The organism is Microcoleus sp. Pol17C6 (genome assembly GCF_036701145.1).
GTDB lineage: Bacteria > Cyanobacteriota > Cyanobacteriia > Cyanobacteriales > Microcoleaceae > Microcoleus.
On record NZ_JAUBQH010000043.1, the window covers coordinates 21,962 to 41,177 of the forward strand.

At 46.1% G+C, this 19,216-nt stretch carries 15 protein-coding genes; 7 read left to right on the forward strand and 8 right to left on the reverse strand.

The genetic code is table 11. The features are described from left to right. The first annotated feature begins 37 nt into the window (after positions 1-37). Positions 38-3,745, forward strand: a complete 3,708-nt coding sequence (locus tag QUA25_RS20115) for a PAS domain S-box protein (RefSeq protein ID WP_333040847.1) — start codon at positions 38-40, stop codon at positions 3,743-3,745. 4 nt (positions 3,746-3,749) lie between these two features. Then, the gene (locus QUA25_RS20120) at positions 3,750-4,871 is read left to right on the forward strand and encodes an ATP-binding protein (RefSeq protein WP_333040848.1); all 1,122 of its coding nucleotides are present in this window, start codon (positions 3,750-3,752) and stop codon (positions 4,869-4,871) included. Between the two features lie 19 nt (positions 4,872-4,890). Here QUA25_RS20120 and QUA25_RS20125 read toward each other — a convergent pair whose 3' ends face one another. Continuing rightward, positions 4,891-6,063, reverse strand: coding sequence for an FAD-binding oxidoreductase (locus tag QUA25_RS20125; protein WP_333040849.1), 1,173 nt, complete (start codon positions 6,061-6,063; stop codon positions 4,891-4,893). 211 nt (positions 6,064-6,274) lie between these two features. On the opposite strand from QUA25_RS20125, the gene QUA25_RS20130 reads away from it, so the two are divergent. Next, on the forward strand, positions 6,275-6,553 hold the full coding sequence (locus QUA25_RS20130) for a hypothetical protein (RefSeq protein WP_333040850.1): 279 nt from the start codon (positions 6,275-6,277) through the stop codon (positions 6,551-6,553). Positions 6,554-6,603: 50 nt separating this feature from the next. Continuing rightward, the gene (locus QUA25_RS20135) at positions 6,604-7,143 is read left to right on the forward strand and encodes a DUF2231 domain-containing protein (RefSeq protein WP_333040852.1); all 540 of its coding nucleotides are present in this window, start codon (positions 6,604-6,606) and stop codon (positions 7,141-7,143) included. Positions 7,144-7,210: 67 nt separating this feature from the next. On the opposite strand, the gene cutA is transcribed toward QUA25_RS20135, so the two are convergent. From cutA to QUA25_RS20150, 3 genes are all read right to left on the reverse strand, one after another. Next, the gene (cutA, locus tag QUA25_RS20140; protein ID WP_333040853.1) at positions 7,211-7,531 is read right to left on the reverse strand and encodes a divalent-cation tolerance protein CutA; all 321 of its coding nucleotides are present in this window, start codon (positions 7,529-7,531) and stop codon (positions 7,211-7,213) included. A gap of 330 nt (positions 7,532-7,861) precedes the next feature. Next, entirely contained in the window at positions 7,862-8,761 is a 900-nt protein-coding gene (locus tag QUA25_RS20145; protein WP_333040854.1) for a pentapeptide repeat-containing protein, read from the reverse strand. Between the two features lie 253 nt (positions 8,762-9,014). Next, the gene (locus QUA25_RS20150) at positions 9,015-11,567 is read right to left on the reverse strand and encodes a VIT domain-containing protein (RefSeq protein ID WP_333040855.1); all 2,553 of its coding nucleotides are present in this window, start codon (positions 11,565-11,567) and stop codon (positions 9,015-9,017) included. A gap of 300 nt (positions 11,568-11,867) precedes the next feature. On the opposite strand from QUA25_RS20150, the gene QUA25_RS20155 reads away from it, so the two are divergent. The 3 genes from QUA25_RS20155 to QUA25_RS20165 all read left to right on the forward strand — a co-directional run bounded on the left by QUA25_RS20155 (position 11,868) and on the right by QUA25_RS20165 (position 15,521). After that, a complete protein-coding gene (locus tag QUA25_RS20155) occupies positions 11,868-12,872 on the forward strand; it encodes an Rpn family recombination-promoting nuclease/putative transposase (RefSeq protein WP_333040856.1) in 1,005 nt (334 codons plus the stop codon). Positions 12,873-12,978: 106 nt separating this feature from the next. Further along, the gene (locus QUA25_RS20160; RefSeq protein ID WP_333040857.1) at positions 12,979-14,637 is read left to right on the forward strand and encodes a CTP synthase; all 1,659 of its coding nucleotides are present in this window, start codon (positions 12,979-12,981) and stop codon (positions 14,635-14,637) included. A gap of 461 nt (positions 14,638-15,098) precedes the next feature. Continuing rightward, positions 15,099-15,521 (forward strand): hypothetical protein, encoded by a 423-nt coding sequence (locus QUA25_RS20165; RefSeq protein ID WP_015174977.1) that lies wholly within the window; start codon positions 15,099-15,101, stop codon positions 15,519-15,521. Between the two features lie 152 nt (positions 15,522-15,673). On the opposite strand, the gene QUA25_RS20170 is transcribed toward QUA25_RS20165, so the two are convergent. The 4 genes from QUA25_RS20170 to QUA25_RS20185 form a co-directional block, all read right to left on the reverse strand. Then, positions 15,674-16,561, reverse strand: a complete 888-nt coding sequence (locus tag QUA25_RS20170; protein ID WP_333040858.1) for an ROK family protein — start codon at positions 16,559-16,561, stop codon at positions 15,674-15,676. A 219-nt stretch (positions 16,562-16,780) separates the two neighbouring features. Continuing rightward, positions 16,781-17,488: a tetratricopeptide repeat protein gene (locus QUA25_RS20175; protein ID WP_333040859.1), complete on the reverse strand. Its 708-nt coding sequence runs from the start codon at positions 17,486-17,488 to the stop codon at positions 16,781-16,783. A 151-nt stretch (positions 17,489-17,639) separates the two neighbouring features. Beyond that, complete coding sequence (locus QUA25_RS20180; RefSeq protein WP_333040860.1) at positions 17,640-18,863, reverse strand: murein transglycosylase A; 1,224 nt, start codon at positions 18,861-18,863, stop codon at positions 17,640-17,642. Further along, a complete protein-coding gene (locus QUA25_RS20185) occupies positions 18,856-19,113 on the reverse strand; it encodes a hypothetical protein (RefSeq protein WP_333040861.1) in 258 nt (85 codons plus the stop codon). Before QUA25_RS20185 ends, QUA25_RS20180 begins: the two co-directional genes overlap by 8 nt. Between the last annotated feature and the right edge of the window lie 103 nt (positions 19,114-19,216).

The window sequence follows — 19,216 nt, forward strand, 5'->3', positions numbered from 1 at the left end:
GCTAAAGTTAATTAGCAATATTTTTTTACCAAGACTAATGGAACTTGCTAATTTGTCGGCAAATTTACGATCGCCCGACGAAGCTGTCGATCGCCACCCTGTGACGGTTGCGCCCTCAACTTCGCTCGCAGAGGCGATCGCCCTGATGCGTCGGGCGAGCAACCCTTGCCCACTGCCTAATTCACCTGCACTTCCCGACTCAAACGAAACTGTACAAGCATCGATTAGTTGCGTCTTAGTTGTCGATGAAAATCAGCTAGTCGGACTGCTAAGCCCGGAAGATGTGCTGAACTTAGCCGCCGCCGAATACGGATGGCAAGGCATGAAAGTTGCCGACGCAATGACGCGGAATTTAATTGTCTTACAAGAATCAGAATTTACAGATATTAATACCGCATTCAAGCTATTTTGTCAATACTCGATCGATTGCTTGCCAATTGTAGATGAACGGGGTCAGCCAGTAGGTATAGTCAGCGAAAAAAGGATTCGCCCAGCAATGTATAGCTGGATCGAGGCACTGCATCAAGAAGTGGCAAAACTCCAGGAACAATGCGAACTGTTAGAGGGCAATTGTGAACTAGAAAAAGCCAGCGATCGCCAAAATGCCGAAAATGCGATGCGGCAGAGCGAGGCGCGCTACCTGGCGATTGTGGAAGACCAAACCGAACTGATTTGCCGCTACCTCCCAGACGGTAAAATAACTTTTGTCAATCAAGCTTACTGCCGTTATTTCGGCCTGCAGCCGTTCGACTTACTCGGCAAATGCTTCATGTCGCTGCTGCCAGAAGCAGACCGAGAAATTTTTCAACAGCAATATACTTCTGTGTCTCCCGACAACCCTATTTTTACCTGCGAGCACCAAGTAATTTTGCCGAGCGGGGAAATTCGCTGGCAGCAGTGGATCGATCGGGCGATATTCGACGAGAGCGGACAAATCGTCGAGTATCAAGCAGCAGGCCGGGATGTCACGGATCGCAAACAAGCAGAAATCGCTTTGCAGCAGCTCAATGCAGAGTTAGAACGGAGAGTGCAGCAGCGGACACAATGGTACGAAATGGCAGTATCTGCAGGCAAAGTGGGGGTTTGGGACTGGAATTTGGAAACCGACGAAATCTATATTGCTCCGTCTTTGAAAGCTTTGTTGGGGTATCAGGACGCAGAGATTCCTAACCGCATGGAAAATTGGGCGTCTCAGGTTCATCCCGACGATCGAGTTGCAGTCGAGGAAGCAGTAAATGCTTATCTAGAGGGTTGGACAGAAATTTATGAAGTAGAACACCGGATGCTGCGTAAAGACGGCAGCACCTGCTGGATACTTGCCCGCGGCAGCGCGATCCGATCGGCTTCTGGCAAGGCCTTGCGCCTGACTGGCACTGACACCGACATTACCGAGCGCAAATTGACCGAAGAAAAACTCCAAAAATCCGAAGCCGAACTGCTGGCGCTGTTTAACGCCATGACAGATATCGTGCTGGTTTTCGACGCAAGCGGCCGCTACCTCAAAATCGCCCCCACGGCTCCCGAACTGCTGTACAAACCCGCTCCTGAAGTGCTGGGCAAAACCCTTGCCGAAATATTCCCAGAAGCGGAAGCTAATTTTGCCCTGACTCACATTCGCCAAACATTGGCATCTGGGCAAACCCACAGAGTTGAGTACAGCATGGAAATTGGCTGCAAATTATTTTGGTTTGATGCCAGTATTTCGCCACTGGAGCTCGATCGGGTGATGTGGGTCGCCCGAGACATTACCGCTCGCAAACAGGCAGAAGCTGCACTGCAAAAGAGCGAGGAAAAGTTTCGCAACTTATTTGACGATGCTCCGATCGCGCTTGGTTTGGCAAGCCTGCGCGACTTCCGCACGATCAAAGTGAATGGAGCTCACCGCCAGATGTTGGGCTACAGCGATTCTGAGTTGGCTAGCATGACTTTTACTGAACTCACGCATCCAGAAGATTTACAAGCAGATGTAGAGGAAGTCAAGGAGTTGATCTGTGGCAAGATTTCTCGCTTCCAAAGGGAAAAACGCTTGATTAAGAAGAATGGCGAGCTGATGTGGGCAAACTTGACGGTGACGCTGATCCGCGATCGCGAGGGCATTCCTCTCTACAGCATGGGGGCGATCGAAGATATCAGTTATCGTAAGCGAGCAGAAATGGAATTTCAGCAGTTAAAAGAACGCCTGCAATTTTTACTTGGTTCTAATCCGGCGGTAATTTTTACAGCCGCACCGATGGAGGACTTTTGTACTACTTACATTAGCGACAACGTTCAGACAATCTTTGGCTACGACCCCCAACAATTGTTAGCAGATTGTAAATTTTGGTCTAGCAGGATTCACCCTGAAGATCGACCACAATTTCTAGTAAATTTTTCGGATTTGTCCGAGGAAAAAAATTGCATTTGCGAGTATCGTTTTCTACACCAAGACGGAATTTACCGTTGGCTAAGGACGGAACTAAAACTATTGGTTGACAGCATGGGCATTCCGATCGAAATTATTGGTTATGCCGCTGATATCAGCAATTCTAAATACGCCGAACTCGCTAGGGGGCAGCAGTTCGAGCAAGAACGGCTTGTGGAGGCGATCGCCCGTCGTGTCCGCCAGTCTTTGCAATTAGAGGAAATTCTCAACACCACGGTTGCCGAACTCCAGCAAGTATTATTAGCCGATCGAGTTTTGGTTTATCAACTTTTACCCACAAGCGGCGGGCGAGTAATTGCTGAAGCCGTGGCAGAAGGATGCAGCCAACTCGTGGATAGATATTTTGGGGAAGAGGTTTTTCCAATCCAAAGTTATCAGCTTTATCTGCAAGGGCGAATTTCTGCGATCTCCGAACTAGATGACCCCTCCATTACACCTTGTGTGGTGGAGTTTATGAAACACATTCAAGTTAGGGCAAAGTTAGTAGTGCCGATTATTCAGCACAGCCAGCTTTGGGGATTGCTGATTGCCCACCAATGCGATCGCCCTCGTGATTGGAAAGAATCGGAAATCAATTTATTTCAGCAGTTGGTGAATCAATTGGCGATCGCCATTCAGCAATCTCTACTTTACCAGCAACTGCAAGCTGAACTGAGCGACCGCAAACAAGCAGAAGCAAATTTGAAAAACTCCCTGAGAGAAAAAGAAATTTTGCTCAAAGAAATTCACCACCGCGTCAAAAACAACCTCTGCGTAGTTGCCAGTCTGTTAGAATTGCAATCAAACACAGTTGCCGACCCGCAAGTAAGCAAAATGTTTGAAGAAAGTCAGAATCGCCTTTATTCTATGGCTCTGATTCACGAAAAACTGTACCGTTCGACTAACCTAGCCCAAATTAATTTTGGCGAATATCTCGAAGATTTGGTAAGTAATTTGTTTCACTCTTACAATATTAGCAACAACCAAATTCAGTTGCAGGTATTAGCTGAGCCAATTTCCCTAAATCTTGAAACTGCTACTCCCTGCGGTTTAATTGCCAATGAATTGGTTTCAAATACCCTGAAACACGCTTTTCCTGATGGCACAACTGGTACAGTTAGTGTTGAATGCTATCAAACGGGAGAGCAAGAAATCAACCTCTTAGTTAAGGACAACGGCATTGGCTTTCCTCAAAACTTAGATTTTCGGAAGACTCATTCGATGGGGTTTCAAGTTGTCTGTACTTTGACCGAGCAGTTAGAAGGAACTATCGAAATCTCCCGAGAATTTGGTACATCTTTTCACTTAAAATTTAACGAGTTAAACTACTTTCAAAGATTGTAACAATATGAGCTTGGTCGAAAAACCCATTCAGATTTTGATTGTCGAAGACGAACTGTTAATTGCTAAAAATTTATCCCCTAAATTAGAAAAATTGGGATATCAAGTCGCTGATATCGTTTCTTCTGGAGCGGATGCGATCCAGCGCGCCCGCGAACTAAGACCCGATTTAATTTTAATGGACATAGTTATCAAAGGCGACATTGACGGCATAGAAACAGCAGCAATAATTAATCAAGAATTAGATATACCAATTATCTATACAACTGCCTATGCTGACGACGAAACTTTGCAGCGAGCCGAAAATACGGGTTCTTACGGCTACCTGCTCAAACCTTTTAAAGAAAGAGAAATGCACGCCACTATCAAGATAGCACTGAGCAAACACCAAGAAGCAGTGATCCTGAAAAAAATAATGGCCTTAGCAGCAGAAAAAAGCGAAAACAGATCGCGGTTTATTTCGATGGCTTTCCACGATTTGAATACTCCTTTAACTACTATACAGTTATCGGCTGAAATGCTAGAAGATAGCGACTTGCATAGAACCCCCGGAACGAAGAATAAAAATGTTGATCGCATTAAAAAAGCAGTCAGTAATATGAGTGGGTTGCTGGAAGATATTTTAATGCTTAGCAAAGCAGAAGCAGGGAAAATTTCCTTAAATTTAAATCCGATTAATGCCACTGATTTATGCAATTCTATTTTAGAAGAGCTGCAACCTATTCTCACCGACAAACACCTAGTACATTTCCGCAGTCACACAAATCCGCTGCACGCCAATCTTGATGCCAAACTACTGCACCACCTTCTGACTAATTTGCTTTCAAACGCTATTAAATATTCTCCTAACGGCGGCAAGGTAAGTTTAGACTTAAGCTGCGAAAACCAACAAATAATTTTGTGCGTTCGAGATGAGGGAATTGGGATGACACCGGAATATCAAGGAAAACTATTTCAGCAGTTTGAACGGGGTGCTAATGTAGGCAATATTAAAGGATCGGGTTTGGGACTCTGCATTGTCAAACACATAGTTGACCTGCACGGCGGTACAATAAGTGTGGAAAGTGCGATCGACAAAGGTACTACCTTTATTGTCGCGCTGCCTTTTTGTGGTGACGATAACAGCTAACAGTTAACATTAGTCATTTTCAGCAAAATCTATTGGGAGACAAAAGTTTGATCGCCCTATCTTCTTCTCCCCCCGCCGCCTTCGCAAATCGCTCAGCCAAAGCAGGTACAATCACCAAAGGATTGCTGAGCCCCGAAAAAACGTGCAATCCAGGGCGATCGGCAATCGGTCCCATTACAGGCAAATTATCAGCGCTGAATGCCACACTACACTCGTGCCAAGTTGCCGGTAAGCCTGCCAAATCAGGCAAAACCTTGCGGATTCCTGCACGAATTGCCGTTTCGCTGGTTTCGCGATCGACTTTAGCATTCAAATCGCTCAAAGTGCGAGACAATTGCCCGATACGCAAACTGCCATCATTAAACTGAATTGCACCCGAATCTAAAATCGGCGACAGCAACTCTTTACCCGGTTCATCCCAAAGAAAATCCACCTCATTTCTACTCGATTCTGCTTCCAATTCAAAACGTTTTAATACCGCAGGCATCACCAAAGTTCTGAGTTTCAAATCCACAGGTGCAGTTTCCAAAATCTCCGTGCGAGTAAAATAAACTCCCACAGAAACACCAGCGGCTTTTAGCAAACTCCGACTCCAACCTCCAGCACAAATAACCGTATTTTCGCAGGCATAACTTTCGTGTACCGTCTGGACTCCCGAAATCCGATTTCCCTCTTTGATCAACCCAATTACTTCAGCAAATTCTATAGTTCCTCCCAACCTCAGAAACCCTTGACAATAAGCTTTATTTGTGGCAGTCGGCGAAATGTGACCGTGACGCACAGTCAGAGCTCCGGCGATCGCACTTTTATTCAGCAAAGGTTCCAACTCGCCAGCTTCTGCAACACTCAAAAGCTGCGGAACAATCGCAAAATGTGCGTAATTAGCCGCCACTTTTTCGGCATCATTGCCCGCATCAATTGTCAGCAACAAATCCAACTCGCGCAACTCAGTATCCGCATCTAATTCCGCCGATAAATGGCGGTGGCGTTCGATACCTTCCCGACACAATTGGCGAGTTAAATCAGTCGTCCCCGACCAATAAGCCAAGCCACCATAACTAAAACGAGTAGCATTTTGCATGGCAGCATCTCGTTCCAAAAGCAGCACAGCAAAACCTTTTTTTGCCAGTTCGTAACTCAGTGATGCACCAGTAATGCCACCGCCGACAACAATCCAATCGTAACTTTTCATGGGCAACTCAAAGGGAAGGAAAATATCATGCTTAGATTTTAGCTTACGTTTTTTCGGAACCAATCGAAAAACCTCTACCTACAGGAAGAGGCTGCCTGCGATCGCCCTAACTGAAACTTCCACCCGTCGGGAGATGTTTAGGTAGAGATATTTTTCGTTCAATAGTAGCAATTAGAGTCAGCAAAAAATTAGAAATACCAGAGAGGTTTTTATGAGTATCGACAAACCAGGCAAAGATATGGAGCGCACGGTCAATCCGGGCGATCGCATTTCTGATGAACCGCAAACCATCGAAGAAAAAGCCAAGCAACTGGCGGTAGACCACGTGCCAGACATCACGGGCGATGTTGTTACAGTTCCAACTTATGTGATCGTAGAAGAACCGGATGGGGAAAAGAAAGCCCTGCACCACGTCAAAGACGCCGAGGAAATTTCCGACGTAATTCGGCAGGCCCGCGTTGACGAAAATGGCGAGCGGATTTGGGATTAAGTTCAATCCAATAAAAATGGGTTTGTTGTACAAAAGTTACTGTAGAAATCATGGAAACAAATCAAAGAAATAGTACGCCTTATCCCAATATTCCGCCGATTCTCGAAAGTGACGACTCAGAGTATCGCGACGCCGGCATTACGAGTACGCTTTCAGTTGCAGGCCATCCCATCCACCCCATCATCGTGATCTTTCCGGTAGCCTTTTTAGTAGGAGCCGCGGGCACGGACATCGGTTATTGGCTGACAAGCGATCCGTTTTGGGCCAGAGCTTCGGTTTGGCTGATGGGTGTCGGTTTTGCTGCGGGGATTTTGGCAGCAATCACGGGCTTTTTAGATTTTTTCAAAGTTAAAAGAGTGCGCGCTCGCAGTGCTGGCTGGTTGCACATGGGCGGCAATGTGGCGGTTATGGTACTTACCCTGATTAACTTGCTGTTGCGCCAAGGAAATCCGGCGGAGCCGATCGTATATACAGGTTTAGCAATATCGATCGTCGTTGCAACCTTGCTGGGCATTACAGGCTGGTTCGGCGGCGAACTAAGTTTTCGCCACAAAATCGGCGTCATCGGCCCTACCAGTCATAATTCGTAGGTTTATGACCATTTGTAGTAGGGACTTCCGTCCCTCTTCATTTGACACTTTAGGACTAAAGTCCTTACTACAAACTTAAAGATTGTCCCAGCCAATTGAGATAAGCATCGCTGCCAGCGATAATAGGAATAGCAATAATTTCGGGAACTTCATAGGAATGGAGTTCCTGAACTTTTGTTTTTAAAGCCTCAAATTTAGCCAAATCAGTTTTAATCACCAACTGCCACTCTGACTCAGAATGAATCTCGCCTTGCCAACTATAAATAGAGCGAATCGGCGACAAACTCACACAAGCAGCTAGCTTGTGTTCAACTAGAGATTTAGCAATATTCTCCGCCTCCGCCTCCGATGAAGCAGTTACCAGCACGACGCCAAAATTAACAGTCATAACGATTTGAGATTTGAGATTTGAGATTAAAGATTTGATTTCAACAGAAAACCTTGAACTTAGTCACTTGTAGCGCAACGGCCCAGGCTACGTCCGGCGTGGATATCTGCCACTTTTAATAATTCTAGGACTTAGGCACCGATGCCTAGAAACCGGGTTTTTCAACCAAAATACTTAGTTTAAACCCTCAATCTCGGTAAAAAAACCCGGTTTCTTTGTGCGCGAGTGCATCCATTGATTTTAAAGCAGTGCGAGCGTCCCGCTGGCACTCGCCTATAATTCCATATTTACCAGATTTGATATTCCCAATTACCAATTCCCCATTACCCATTACCCATTTTTAATTTCCGTAACTTCCCAAGAATTGACTTTGCCAGCCCCAGCTAAAGAAAAATAGCGCCTAGTAGATTCCGGCAAAATAGCTCCCGCCAACAAAGCATTATCTAAATTAGCTCCTATTAACGTCGCCTCGCTCAAATCGGCCGCCATCAAATCTGCTTGACACAACTTTGCCCAATTCAGATTTGCCCCTCTCAAACAACTTCCCCTCAACTTAGCCCCCGTTAAGTTGGCACCCGCCAACTTCACCCCACGCAACTGAGCCGCGCTGAAATTCGCCCCTGCCAAATTCGAGCCTTCCAAATTAGCTCCCATTAGTTTAGCTTCGCTCACGTTAACTCCGCTTAAATCTGCACCGCAGAGATTCACCCCTGTCAACTGCGCTCGCCGCAGACTGACTCCGGTTAATTGAGCTCCAAAAAGTTTTGCATTATTGAGCCTTGCACCGTAAAGGTTAGCCCACTTAAAATTAGCTGCCGTCAGATTCGCGCCCAGCAAGTTAACTAATTGCAAGTCGGCGCTGCACAAATTGGCATTCCACAACACAGCGCCCCGCAGGTTGGCGCTAGTTAAAGTTGCGCCACTTAACTTTACTCTGGGCAATTTTGCTTTTACCAAAAAAGCTCCACTCAAATTAGCTTTTGTCAAATCTGCACCCGAAAGTTGGGTTTCGCCCATTTTGGCAAAAGTCAGATTTGTTCTTTGCATCTGTGCATCGTTGAGTGTTGCTTTGGTGAGAAACGCCCTGCTGAGGTTCGCCCCGGAAAGATTAGCTCGCGAAAGGTTGACTCCGATTAAGATTGCTCCGCTGAGGTTTTTCCCGCTGAGGTCGGCTCCAGTAAAGTCTCTTTGTCCTTTTTCGTAATTGTTGAGCAGTTCACTAACTTCCATAGGGCATCATACCTTCTATGATTGTGGGGTTTCGATCCAGAAATCTTTACTGTTAAGGTTGTTTCAGAAAGGAAACTGTTTCAGAAAGGAAACTGTTTTAGCGTTTGCCTCAAACGGTATAAATTTCCTTAACATCACTTTCTGTTTAAAGGCAATCTCTTAATAAAGATTTTATATCTTCCACGGGGTAGCGATCGCGCTTTCGGTATTTTTGAATTAAAAGTTAATATTTTTTGAGATAGATACTCCTTGCTTAACGATCGACAGTAATTCGCAACTTCAGGCGCAGCGTGCCCTTGAACCCTGCGGGAGGTTGCCAGGAACTCAAGGCCCTCTTGAGAGTTTCTACGGCGTCTGTTGCTTGCAGCGTCGAGGTTTGAGGGTCGTTAGCGAAGCCCTCGAAGAGGATCGCCAATCGGGCAACGCGGCCGTCTTGTACCGATAACTCCCATACCGTTTCACCGCTAACCCCCGCCGGGAGATTAACAGATTGCAGGTATTGAGTCAAAGCCGCGATCGCCCCGGCATCCAACCCTTCGGCGCTAATTACTTGGAGGCGAGAAACCAAAGGCTTCGGGCGTTGCAACTCACCGTAACCGGGCTGCCGCGGCATAGCAGGAATTGGACTCACCGGTGCCGAGTTGCGATTCGAGGTAACGCTGCGAGAGCCACCCCTAGTTTGCTCTGCCCCTCCCGACTCGAAAATACCTTCATAGCTGACACCCTGCGGCAATTCCACAGGCACTTGCACTCGACGACGAGTTCCATCTGGTTCGACTCGCACTTCTTCGCTCACAGCCACAAAAGCCGTGTATTCAGACAGCAACCGATAAGTCAGAGCAGTATTAGTCACAGCTTCCACCAAAGATTTAGTCTCGCCACCAAACATTTGATTCATTAAATCTTTAATGCGCGATCGACCCCAAAGCTGAGCTACCGCCGAATTGCCAAAATCCGTAGCGGTTGCTGCGACTGATGTTGACTCCCGCTGCCGCCCGCCGGATTGAGCAAAATTAACAGGTAAAACTTGCTCGTAAGCTTTGCCGCCGGCAAGAGTGCCGCGGATGCGAAGTTGACCGTTAGTTCGATCGCTCTTTTTGCCAAACAAAACCAGCGGCTGACTCGCAAACAAGTCTGGGGGTGCGATCGGATAAATCTCTGGTTTTTCCCCCATTCCCTCCCAACTAATTTGAATCTCAGTCAATACCGGACGATTAATTTCCCGAAAAAACTTTTCTGCCGCTTCTGCTGACGGTTCATCTTGACGAATTACTTGAGACGTGCCTCTTCCCACTTCCGCCAAACGGTTAATCAAAAACCGATTCACCGAACCGCCGACACCAAAACTATAAAGTCGATTTCCCGGTTTAAGACTCCCCTGAACCCTGGCTAGCACTTCATTTTCATTACCAATGTAACCGTCAGTAATTAGTACAATACTCCGCAGCCTTCCCGTTGCCGCCGCCGGAAAATTCATCACTGCTTGAATGCCGTTAAGTAGTTCAGTACCACCGTTTGCCTGCAACTTGTCGATATAATTTATGGCGCTTTGTCGGTTGGCAGCCGTATTTGCTAAAGGAGTTGTTGAAAGCGCTTGCGCAGTGTTGGCAAAATCAATAATAGTAAAAGTATCGTTGGGATTGAGTCCTTGAATGAAGCGGCGCATCAACTCCTTAGATTTTGCCAGCGGTTCGCCCTGTTGAGAACCGGAAGTATCCATCAGAAACACGACATCTTTGGGTACAATTTCATTAGTTTTGTAGTTTAATGCCGGAATCAGATAAGTAGCAAAATGACCGCCCCGCTGGTCTGATTGAGTCAAAATAGTTGCCCGAGTATTTTCGCTCGCGACTCGATAGCGCAAAATTAAATCTTTATTGGGAATTGTGTCTGAATTGGCTAATTGGACTTGTACAATATTGCCGCTGCGGTCAGTTGTAATTTGATGGGAAGTAGAGCGGACATCGCCGATCGCAACTCCGGCATCTATTTCTACCGACACAGCAATATTGTGACCAGATCGCGTTCCTGGAGGCAAGACAGGCGGGTTAATGCGATCGGCACCTGAACGATCGCCCCCCCTTAGCAAGGGGGGGTTGGGGGGGGTCGTATTTCCCGAAATATAGCGAGGCCCTACCACCATTGGAAACACAAATTCGTAATCGCCGCCGGCAAACTTGAGACTTTCCGTGTAGCGAATCGTAACTTCAATTTTTTCTCCGGGTTTGATATTAGCGAGAGACTGAGTAAAAATATTGGATCGTTCTTGTTCCAACAAACCAGCAGTCCTGCCTTGCTTTCTGGCTTGTTCGTAAATTTCCAAAGCTTCCTCGCGGCGTTTGATATCAGCTTTAATAGTTCGTGATCCTATTTTAATTTCCATATCGTCCACCGCCGCTTCGTCGGGCAAAGGAAATATATAAACAGCTTCTATAGATTCAGGAAAAGGATTTTCAAACTTCTGAACAACTTCGACGCGAGAGATATTGCCAGCTATTTTGGCTTTAACTTCAGTCTGCTTGAGAGGAAAGACTTGTTCTGAGGTCGTATTTGGAGTTTTGACGAACAAACCGCCGACTGGACAGCGATTTTGTGGCGATCGTCCGCCATTGCAATTAACATCGTTACTAGCGAGGATTTTCGGCGACACAGACGAATAAATTTCCCCAGGATCTTTTGCCCGCGCTGCATTGGGAGCAAGCCACGCGCCACACTCGTTAGCGAAGCCCTCGAAGAGGATCGCAGCGAGCAATGCCATACCAGCAGAAAGCAACCGTTGAGGGGATAAAACGCAGACAAACTTCATAGCTGTTTTTTTTAGCAGACTTGAGGTGCTTTGTTTACCATGACTTTACGCTTCGCGAAACGTTCCTGAGTTAGCTTTCTGAGAAAAATGACTGAGCGCGTAGGGCTGATTTTAGATTGACTCCACAGGCGCTAATGGGGGACTGGAACTTTTGTCTAGACTGCTGTGGGCTTCCATCCGTCTTGGGGTGATGTCGGTTGGGGCGATCGTCCGCGAACCCAACCTAGAAGATTGTATGATAGTTAAATAATTAAATAACTCTAACCTCAACCTCTCAAGCTCTAATAAATTGAAAAAGCCATGAATTTTATTAACCCCAAAACCGACTTTGCCTTTAAAAAAATCTTCGGCTCTGCTGACAGCAAAGACATTTTGATTAGCTTCTTAAATGCCATCCTCTACGAAGCGCAGCCAGTCATCGAAGATTTAGAAATTCTTGACCCTTATTTAGCTCCCAAAATCAAAGGAGTCAAAGATACTTACTTGGATGTTAAAGCTAAAATTAGTGGTAGCAAAACAGTGATTATTGAGATGCAGGTATTGAATGTAGAATCTTTTGAAAAACGTATTTTATACAATGCTACCAAAGCTTACTCAGTGCAATTGAAAAGCGGAGAAAACTACAACCTATTAAATCCCGTGATTGCCTTAACGATTACAGATTTCCAAATGTTTGAGCATCTGGAAACAGTAATTTCGCGGTTTTGTATCAAAGAAAAAAACAACTTGGTCGATTATTTGGCGGATGAATTAGAATTTGTATTTGTTGAGTTGCCCAAATTTGACAAGACTTTAGCAGAATTAGAGACTCTGACTGATAAGTGGATATATTTCATGAAAACAGCTCGGACGTTAAGGTCTGTGCCGGAAGAGTTGGGAAATGTACCGGAACTCCGCAAAGCTTTTACAATTGCCAATGAAGCAAATCTCGATCCTGATGAATTGGAAGATTTAGAAAGGCGAGAAATTTTTATTCAAGACCAGCGCGGTGCAATTACAAAAGCTACCAGAATCGGGATAGAACAAGGAATCAGACAAGGCATCGAACAAGGCATCGAACAAGGCATCGAACAAGGCATCGAACAAGGCATCGAACAAGGCATCGAACAAGGCATCAAACAAGGAAATGTGACATTAATTGTTCGTCAGTTGGAGCGCAGTGTCGGCCTGCTGTCGCCGGAGATCAAAACCAGCATCGCTCAGTTATCCGCTCAGCAATTAGAGAATCTAGGAGAGGCACTATTAGACTTTGCCAGTGTGTCAGATTTGACAACTTGGTTGCAAGCACATAACAATCGTCAATAATTTGGTCAAATGGGTGTAGGGGCAATCCCCCGTGGTTGCCCTTATGGATTACCTATGTCACATTTGAGTCTGACCTGACATTGAAACATCTAAAGTCGAAAATCCTATGAGCAAATTTGTGTTTGTGACTGGCGGCGTGGTTTCCAGCATCGGCAAGGGTATTGTCGGTGCTTCTTTGGGCCGCCTATTGAAGTCGCGGGACTATTCAGTGTCGATTTTGAAGCTAGACCCCTATATTAACGTTGACCCCGGCACTCTCAGCCCGTTTCAGCACGGAGAAGTTTTCGTGACGGAAGACGGTGCGGAAACTGACCTGGATTTGGGGCACTACGAGCGTTTTACCGATACTTCAATGTCTCGCCTCAATAGCGTCACCACGGGTTCCATTTATCAAGCGGTGATCAACAAAGAACGCCGCGGCGAGTATCAGGGGAGTACGGTGCAGGTGATTCCGCACATCACTAATGAGATTAAAGAGCGAATTCACCGAGTAGCCAAAAATACTAATCCCGATGTCGTGATTACAGAAATCGGCGGAACGGTGGGAGATATTGAATCTTTGCCGTTTTTGGAGGCAATTCGCCAGTTTCGCAAGGATGTCGGCCGGCAAAATGTTGTGTATATGCACGTCACGCTGATACCTTGGATTCCTTCGGCTGGGGAGATGAAAACTAAACCGACTCAGCATTCGGTGAAGGAATTGCGGTCGATCGGCATTCAACCAGATATTTTAGTGTGTCGGTGCGATCGCCCGCTGTCTTTGGGCATGAAACAGAAATTGTCGGAATTCTGCAACGTACCCGAAGAATGTGTCATCACCTCTCAAGATGCTAAAAGTATCTACGAAGTACCCCTGATGATGGAACAGGAAGGTTTGGCGCAACAAACACTCAATTTGCTGCAACTGGAACATCGCCAGCCAGATTTGCATCAGTGGCAAACTTTAGTCAACAGGCTTTACAGTCCCAATCACAAAATTGATATTGCTTTAGTTGGCAAATACGTGCGGTTGAACGATGCTTATCTTTCGGTAGTCGAAGCTTTGCGGCACGCGGCAATTGCGATCGGCTGCGACCTGAATTTGCGCTGGATTAACTCAGAAGATTTAGAATCGGGAAACCTCGATAATTATCTCAAAGATATCAACGGCATTCTTGTACCGGGAGGTTTTGGGGTTCGGGGAGTGGACGGCAAAATAGCGGCGATAGAATATGCTAAACACAACAAAATTCCATTTTTGGGATTGTGTTTGGGGATGCAGTGTGCTGTGATTGAATGGGCGCGCAACATCGCCCAACTAGAGGATGCCAACAGCGCTGAATTTGACCCGGATACATCAAATCCGGTAATTAATTTATTGCCAGAACAGCAAGATGTAGTCGATTTGGGCGGTACAATGCGACTGGGTTTGTATCCGTGCCGTGTCAACCCAGACACGCTAGCTTTCAAACTTTATCAGAAAGAAGTGATTTACGAGCGGCACCGCCATCGGTACGAATTTAACAACGCCTACCGCAATCTTTTCTTAGAATCAGGTTATGCAGTCTCCGGTACATCTCCAGACGGCCGATTGGTAGAAATGATCGAATTTCCCAACCATCCCTTTTTCATAGCCTGCCAATTTCACCCCGAATTCCAATCTCGACCTAGCACCCCCCACCCATTGTTTCAAGGGTTTATCCAGGCGGCTAGCATCCAGGGAAAGCAGGATGTTTTAGAAGATGAGGGTCGCGACTTGGTGGCTGGGAAAGTTGTCGCCAACTGATCTCATATCATGTGCGATCGATGAGTTCTGATATATTAGATGTCTGTAGGGGCGGTTCAGAATAGACAATATTCAAATCGCCCCTACAATGGACATTACAAAACCCACCCAACAGACCAATAGGATTTGATAGGGGTCGCACTTACCGGACTAGATATCGGGCAGCATTCTCAACGAGTGAAAAACCTCCCCCCAACCCCTATGCTAGGGCTGGGGGGATAGTACCACAAGGGAGAAGGCAGAAGGGAGAAGGCAGAAGGTAAAAATGCTAATATTTTTCTTAACTTTTTACGGCTTTCAAGGGTGATACCAGTTTCCCAAAAAAATGCAACTTTAGGCAACTTCCCAACCCCGATAGTCATCTGTCATGCCCAATCTAAAATCTACAATCTAAAATCTAAAATGGTAGGAGTTGTCAAACTATCCTAAAATACCAGGAAACACAGGTTTGAGGAGGCTTTGTGGCTTATTGGAGCAAAATTACTTATGAGAAAAGTACATACATAATTGACCTTGACACTATTAGTGCTTTTTCTAGCGAACTGGATAACAAGCGTCTCACCTTTTGGCTGCCTAATAGCAGTCAGCCGATTATCCTCAATCCCCAAGGCAATTATGAGGCTTACAAGCAAGTTCTCGATTACCTCAAAAAAACCATTGATCGCAATTCTAGAGGCTCGTGGATTAAAATTCATTATGACCGCAAAGAATTTGCGATTGATATGAGTCGAATTAGCTCTTTTGCTTGTGAACAGAACGGTCGGCTAAGCTTTTGCCTGCCTGACAGCGCAACTAATATTATTATCCTCCGCCAAAGCAACCCGGAAACTTATCAAGAAATTCAGGAATACATTAAAAATACGACTGGACAATCTCTGCCATAAAAAAGTCATTAGTCATTGAAGGATGAAGGGAGACTATGTTTAGTAACTCCTCACATTGATTTTATTTTTTTTTGAGCTAAAGTGCTTAGGTTGCCGCCTCATTTTAGATATTAAAAAAGCGCAGTAAAATGCGCTGCTTTTTTAAATTTTAACTATTGAACAAGCTGCCAAGCTAATTTGGCCGCGCCTACCATGCCTGCTTGATTGCCCAATTCAGCAACCAATAACTGCAAATCTTCGCGAGAAGTCGGCAGAACCCGCCGCTCAATTTCTTCTCGAACCTGCGGCAAGAAAAATTCTGTACCTGCACTAATTCCACCGCCGATAATAATAGCTTCCGGCGTCAAAATATAAATGAGACTTGCCAAACCGATACCCAAATAGCGCCCGTAATTTTGCCAAAATTCTAAAGCTTTGGCATCTCCAGACTTAGCTAAGTTTGCTAATTCTATAGGTTCCAAACCCGTTTCTCGGCGAATTGCTTGCACCGAAACGTACTGTTCTAAAGAACCGCGATTGCCGCTGTTGCACTTCGGGCCGTCGGGATTTATAGTAATCAATCCTAGTTCTCCGGCCGCGCCTTGATGACCTACAAATAGTTTGTCGTCTAGGATAACTGCACCGCCGACGCCTGTACCTAAAGTTATTAAAATTAGGTCTTTAAAGTGCCTTCCTGCGCCCAACCAAGCTTCTCCCAATCCGGCACAGTTGGCATCATTCGCTAATATTGTCGGCAGTCCGGTTTTAGCTTCCACCCAGTCAGCTAGGGGGACGTTATGCCAGTTTTTGAGGTTAATTGCAACTCTGGCTATGCGGCCGGCGGCGTCTGCGGGGCCTGGAGTGCCAATGCCGATCGCACTTACAGCATTTTCGACCGGATTCAGTTGTAAAATAGCATCCGTCATTGTAGCTAAAACTGCTTCTGGCGTTGCGGGTTGAGGGGTTGGGACAGTTAAGGATTGGTGACAAATGCCGTCTTCGCTAAATCTGCCGAGTTTAATTGCGGTTCCGCCTAAGTCTATGCCGATTACTTGTGTCATTCGATTTGGGTTTGAGATGCAAGGGTTGGGGATTAATCCTCATAGGATAAACATATTTTAGGTGCGGATTGTGCACCTTACCAATTAAGTTTCTAGTGAGGATTTAAGGCCTCTAACTCTTATTTTAGTGTATAATAATGACCCAAACGGCACTTAATTCTTAATATTATCATACCGATCGCAATACCTAGCAAAAATTATGGATACCAGCGAGTTCGCCTATGGAATTTCGCCTAACTTACGTTGCGCTACCTCTCGGTTGTGCAAAGCATCGCGATAGTCTGGTTGGAGAGCAATTGCCTGGTTATAAGATGCGATCGCATCTTCAAATCTTCCTAAATTATACTGCTCATTCCCTCGCTCGCACCACGCCTCAGCATCTACATTAACTTCCGATTCAGCCTCCGCAGCCTCTGCGCCTCTGCGGTTCACTTCCCCAGAAAAACCCAAACCATCCCCAACAAACACCGCCTCAATCACCCTCCCCTTTGTATCCTCCTCCTCAACCTCCGGCAGCGGAAACCGTGTCAATATATCCCGCCCAATTTGCCTCGCCACCTCTGACAATTCCCCGCTGCCAATTCTACCTAACAAAACCAGCCGCTGCGCCAATTCCTGAAGCGATGCCACCGCATCCGTAGCAGCGGTGTCATCATGTTCGCCCTCTAACAATCTTTTGCCAAACCGTCGCAGCCAAGCAGCCAATTCACTATCTTTAAGGCGTTTTGCGATTAAGAATCCTGCCACATCCCCGCGACTCCAGCCGGCATTCACCCCTTCGAGAATTTCCATGAATTTCGACTCGTATTCCGCGTCAGTTAATGTTGGGCGGATGGCGGTATTTTCCGAAGGCGGGGAGGGTTTGGTTGGGGTTCCGAACAGCCGCTGAATTAGTCCTTTGATGAATTGCAGAATTTTGTTGAGCATTTGTGAGGTTGGGAGGGTGGGGTATTTTCTATTTTATAGCAATTATCAAAAATAGATTACATATTGATTGCCGGCGGTATCTGTAGGGACACGGCACTGCCGTGTCCGGGATGGCGACGCACAGTCAAAAATCACATGAAGTAGAATTAATCTACTTTAAAAGCGGATAATACAGTTCTCCTGTTGAGTTGATATAACCGGCCCGATCGCCCGCTAAATTCCCCGTTCCCATGAATACGTCAACTCTCCCCGCGCCTTTGATTGCACCGCCGGTATCCTGATCCAAAACGTACCGATTCACGGCATTTTGTTCGAGTTGTCCTGCCGCATTCGGATAAGGGAGTTTTGTACTAATTAATGCTAGTGCACCGGGTGGCATTAAGGCTTTGTCGGTGGCGATCGACCTTTCGGCAGTTACTGGCACTCCAATGCTTCCTGTGGCTGGAACTCCATTAGTATCCCGGAAGAATACAAAGCTTTCATTTTTCGGCAAATATTTGTTCATATCTGCGGGAAAGTTAGTGAAATATTCCCTTAGTTTCGGCAAATTTAACTCTTCTAAAGTAAACTTTCCGTCTTTAACTAATTCTCGCCCGACTCCTGTATAACTGTGACTGGTTTTGCCTGCAAAACCGACGGTCATCACGCTACCATCTGTTAGCTGCAATCTCGCAGAACCTTGGACGTGCACGAGAAATGCCTGGAATCGATCGCGCAACCAAACTAATTCTAATCCTCGCAGCAATCCTTTACTCGCCTGCAAAGCATCTTCGCCTTCTAATTGCAATCTTGTCGGGTGAGGTTTCGGCCAAGATGCCATGTTTGGCGGCATCCGGTACAGGGGATAACGGTATTCGGAATTAGGCGTGCGAGATGCTGCGTAAGTCGGCTCGAAATAACCTGTAAATGCGACTGTTCCTTGGCCATCTTTGCCCGTGGATTTGTAAAATACAAATTCGCGCTTGACCGATTCCTGAAGTTGTGATGGGGTTGTGGAACTGACAACTAATTGGCGGAATCGATCGAGAGAACGCCGAACTCGATCGCGCGTAACTCCTGCGACTGGATAGCGGCTGTAAGCAGTGGCGGCGGCGGATGTATTGAGATAGCGGAGGCTGTTGTCGATCGACTTTAACAGCAATTCTTTATCACCCGGTTTGCCATTTTCGCCCCAGATTTGAGCGTCAAAGGCGAGATCCTCCGACTCGCCAGCTTGCAATTGATTTATACTAATTGGTTGCAGTGGCGGGGCTGCAACGGCTGGCACCGAAAAAGCGATCGCCAAAACGCAACAGGCGATCGCTAATAGCTGATAGCGAAAAATCTTGCTCAATTTCCAATCTTCCCTACTAAATTGATTATTTTCCTTATTCATCGAATCGTTCGACGCTAGAAGTAAATATCGGTTCTACGCGAATTGCGAGAACGCTGGTAGGCCGAACTACCATGTATTCGCCTTGAATATTTTTGATCGGGACGTTAAGAAATTCTCTTGAATCTTGTTTCGGCACCAGCGTACTGCTGTACCACTTTTGAAAATCTTGCAGCGTTGCGAAACGCACTTCTTCGCGGTGGCCGCCTTCAAGCAGCAGGTGTACGGAATATTCGCTGGGTGTTCTAGGCATAGGAGATGGAGAGAGTTGTTGGAGGACAATCTAAAATCTAAAATCTAAAATTGATGTGGTTGCCCTCAAGCAGCAGGCGCACGGAATATTCGCACTTGTGTTC

Bases quoted from the DNA above. Each gene is read 5' to 3' on its own strand.
- QUA25_RS20115 (WP_333040847.1), top strand. From the start codon at position 38: ATGGAACTTGCTAATTTGTCGGCAAATTTACGATCGCCCGACGAAGCT.
- QUA25_RS20120 (WP_333040848.1), top strand. From the start codon at position 3,750: ATGAGCTTGGTCGAAAAACCCATTCAGATTTTGATTGTCGAAGACGAA.
- QUA25_RS20125 (WP_333040849.1), bottom strand. From the start codon at position 6,063: ATGAAAAGTTACGATTGGATTGTTGTCGGCGGTGGCATTACTGGTGCA.
- QUA25_RS20130 (WP_333040850.1), top strand. From the start codon at position 6,275: ATGAGTATCGACAAACCAGGCAAAGATATGGAGCGCACGGTCAATCCG.
- QUA25_RS20135 (WP_333040852.1), top strand. From the start codon at position 6,604: ATGGAAACAAATCAAAGAAATAGTACGCCTTATCCCAATATTCCGCCG.
- cutA (WP_333040853.1), bottom strand. From the start codon at position 7,531: ATGACTGTTAATTTTGGCGTCGTGCTGGTAACTGCTTCATCGGAGGCG.
- QUA25_RS20145 (WP_333040854.1), bottom strand. From the start codon at position 8,761: ATGGAAGTTAGTGAACTGCTCAACAATTACGAAAAAGGACAAAGAGAC.
- QUA25_RS20150 (WP_333040855.1), bottom strand. From the start codon at position 11,567: ATGAAGTTTGTCTGCGTTTTATCCCCTCAACGGTTGCTTTCTGCTGGT.
- QUA25_RS20155 (WP_333040856.1), top strand. From the start codon at position 11,868: ATGAATTTTATTAACCCCAAAACCGACTTTGCCTTTAAAAAAATCTTC.
- QUA25_RS20160 (WP_333040857.1), top strand. From the start codon at position 12,979: ATGAGCAAATTTGTGTTTGTGACTGGCGGCGTGGTTTCCAGCATCGGC.
- QUA25_RS20170 (WP_333040858.1), bottom strand. From the start codon at position 16,561: ATGACACAAGTAATCGGCATAGACTTAGGCGGAACCGCAATTAAACTC.
- QUA25_RS20175 (WP_333040859.1), bottom strand. From the start codon at position 17,488: ATGCTCAACAAAATTCTGCAATTCATCAAAGGACTAATTCAGCGGCTG.
- QUA25_RS20180 (WP_333040860.1), bottom strand. From the start codon at position 18,863: ATGAATAAGGAAAATAATCAATTTAGTAGGGAAGATTGGAAATTGAGC.
- QUA25_RS20185 (WP_333040861.1), bottom strand. From the start codon at position 19,113: ATGCCTAGAACACCCAGCGAATATTCCGTACACCTGCTGCTTGAAGGC.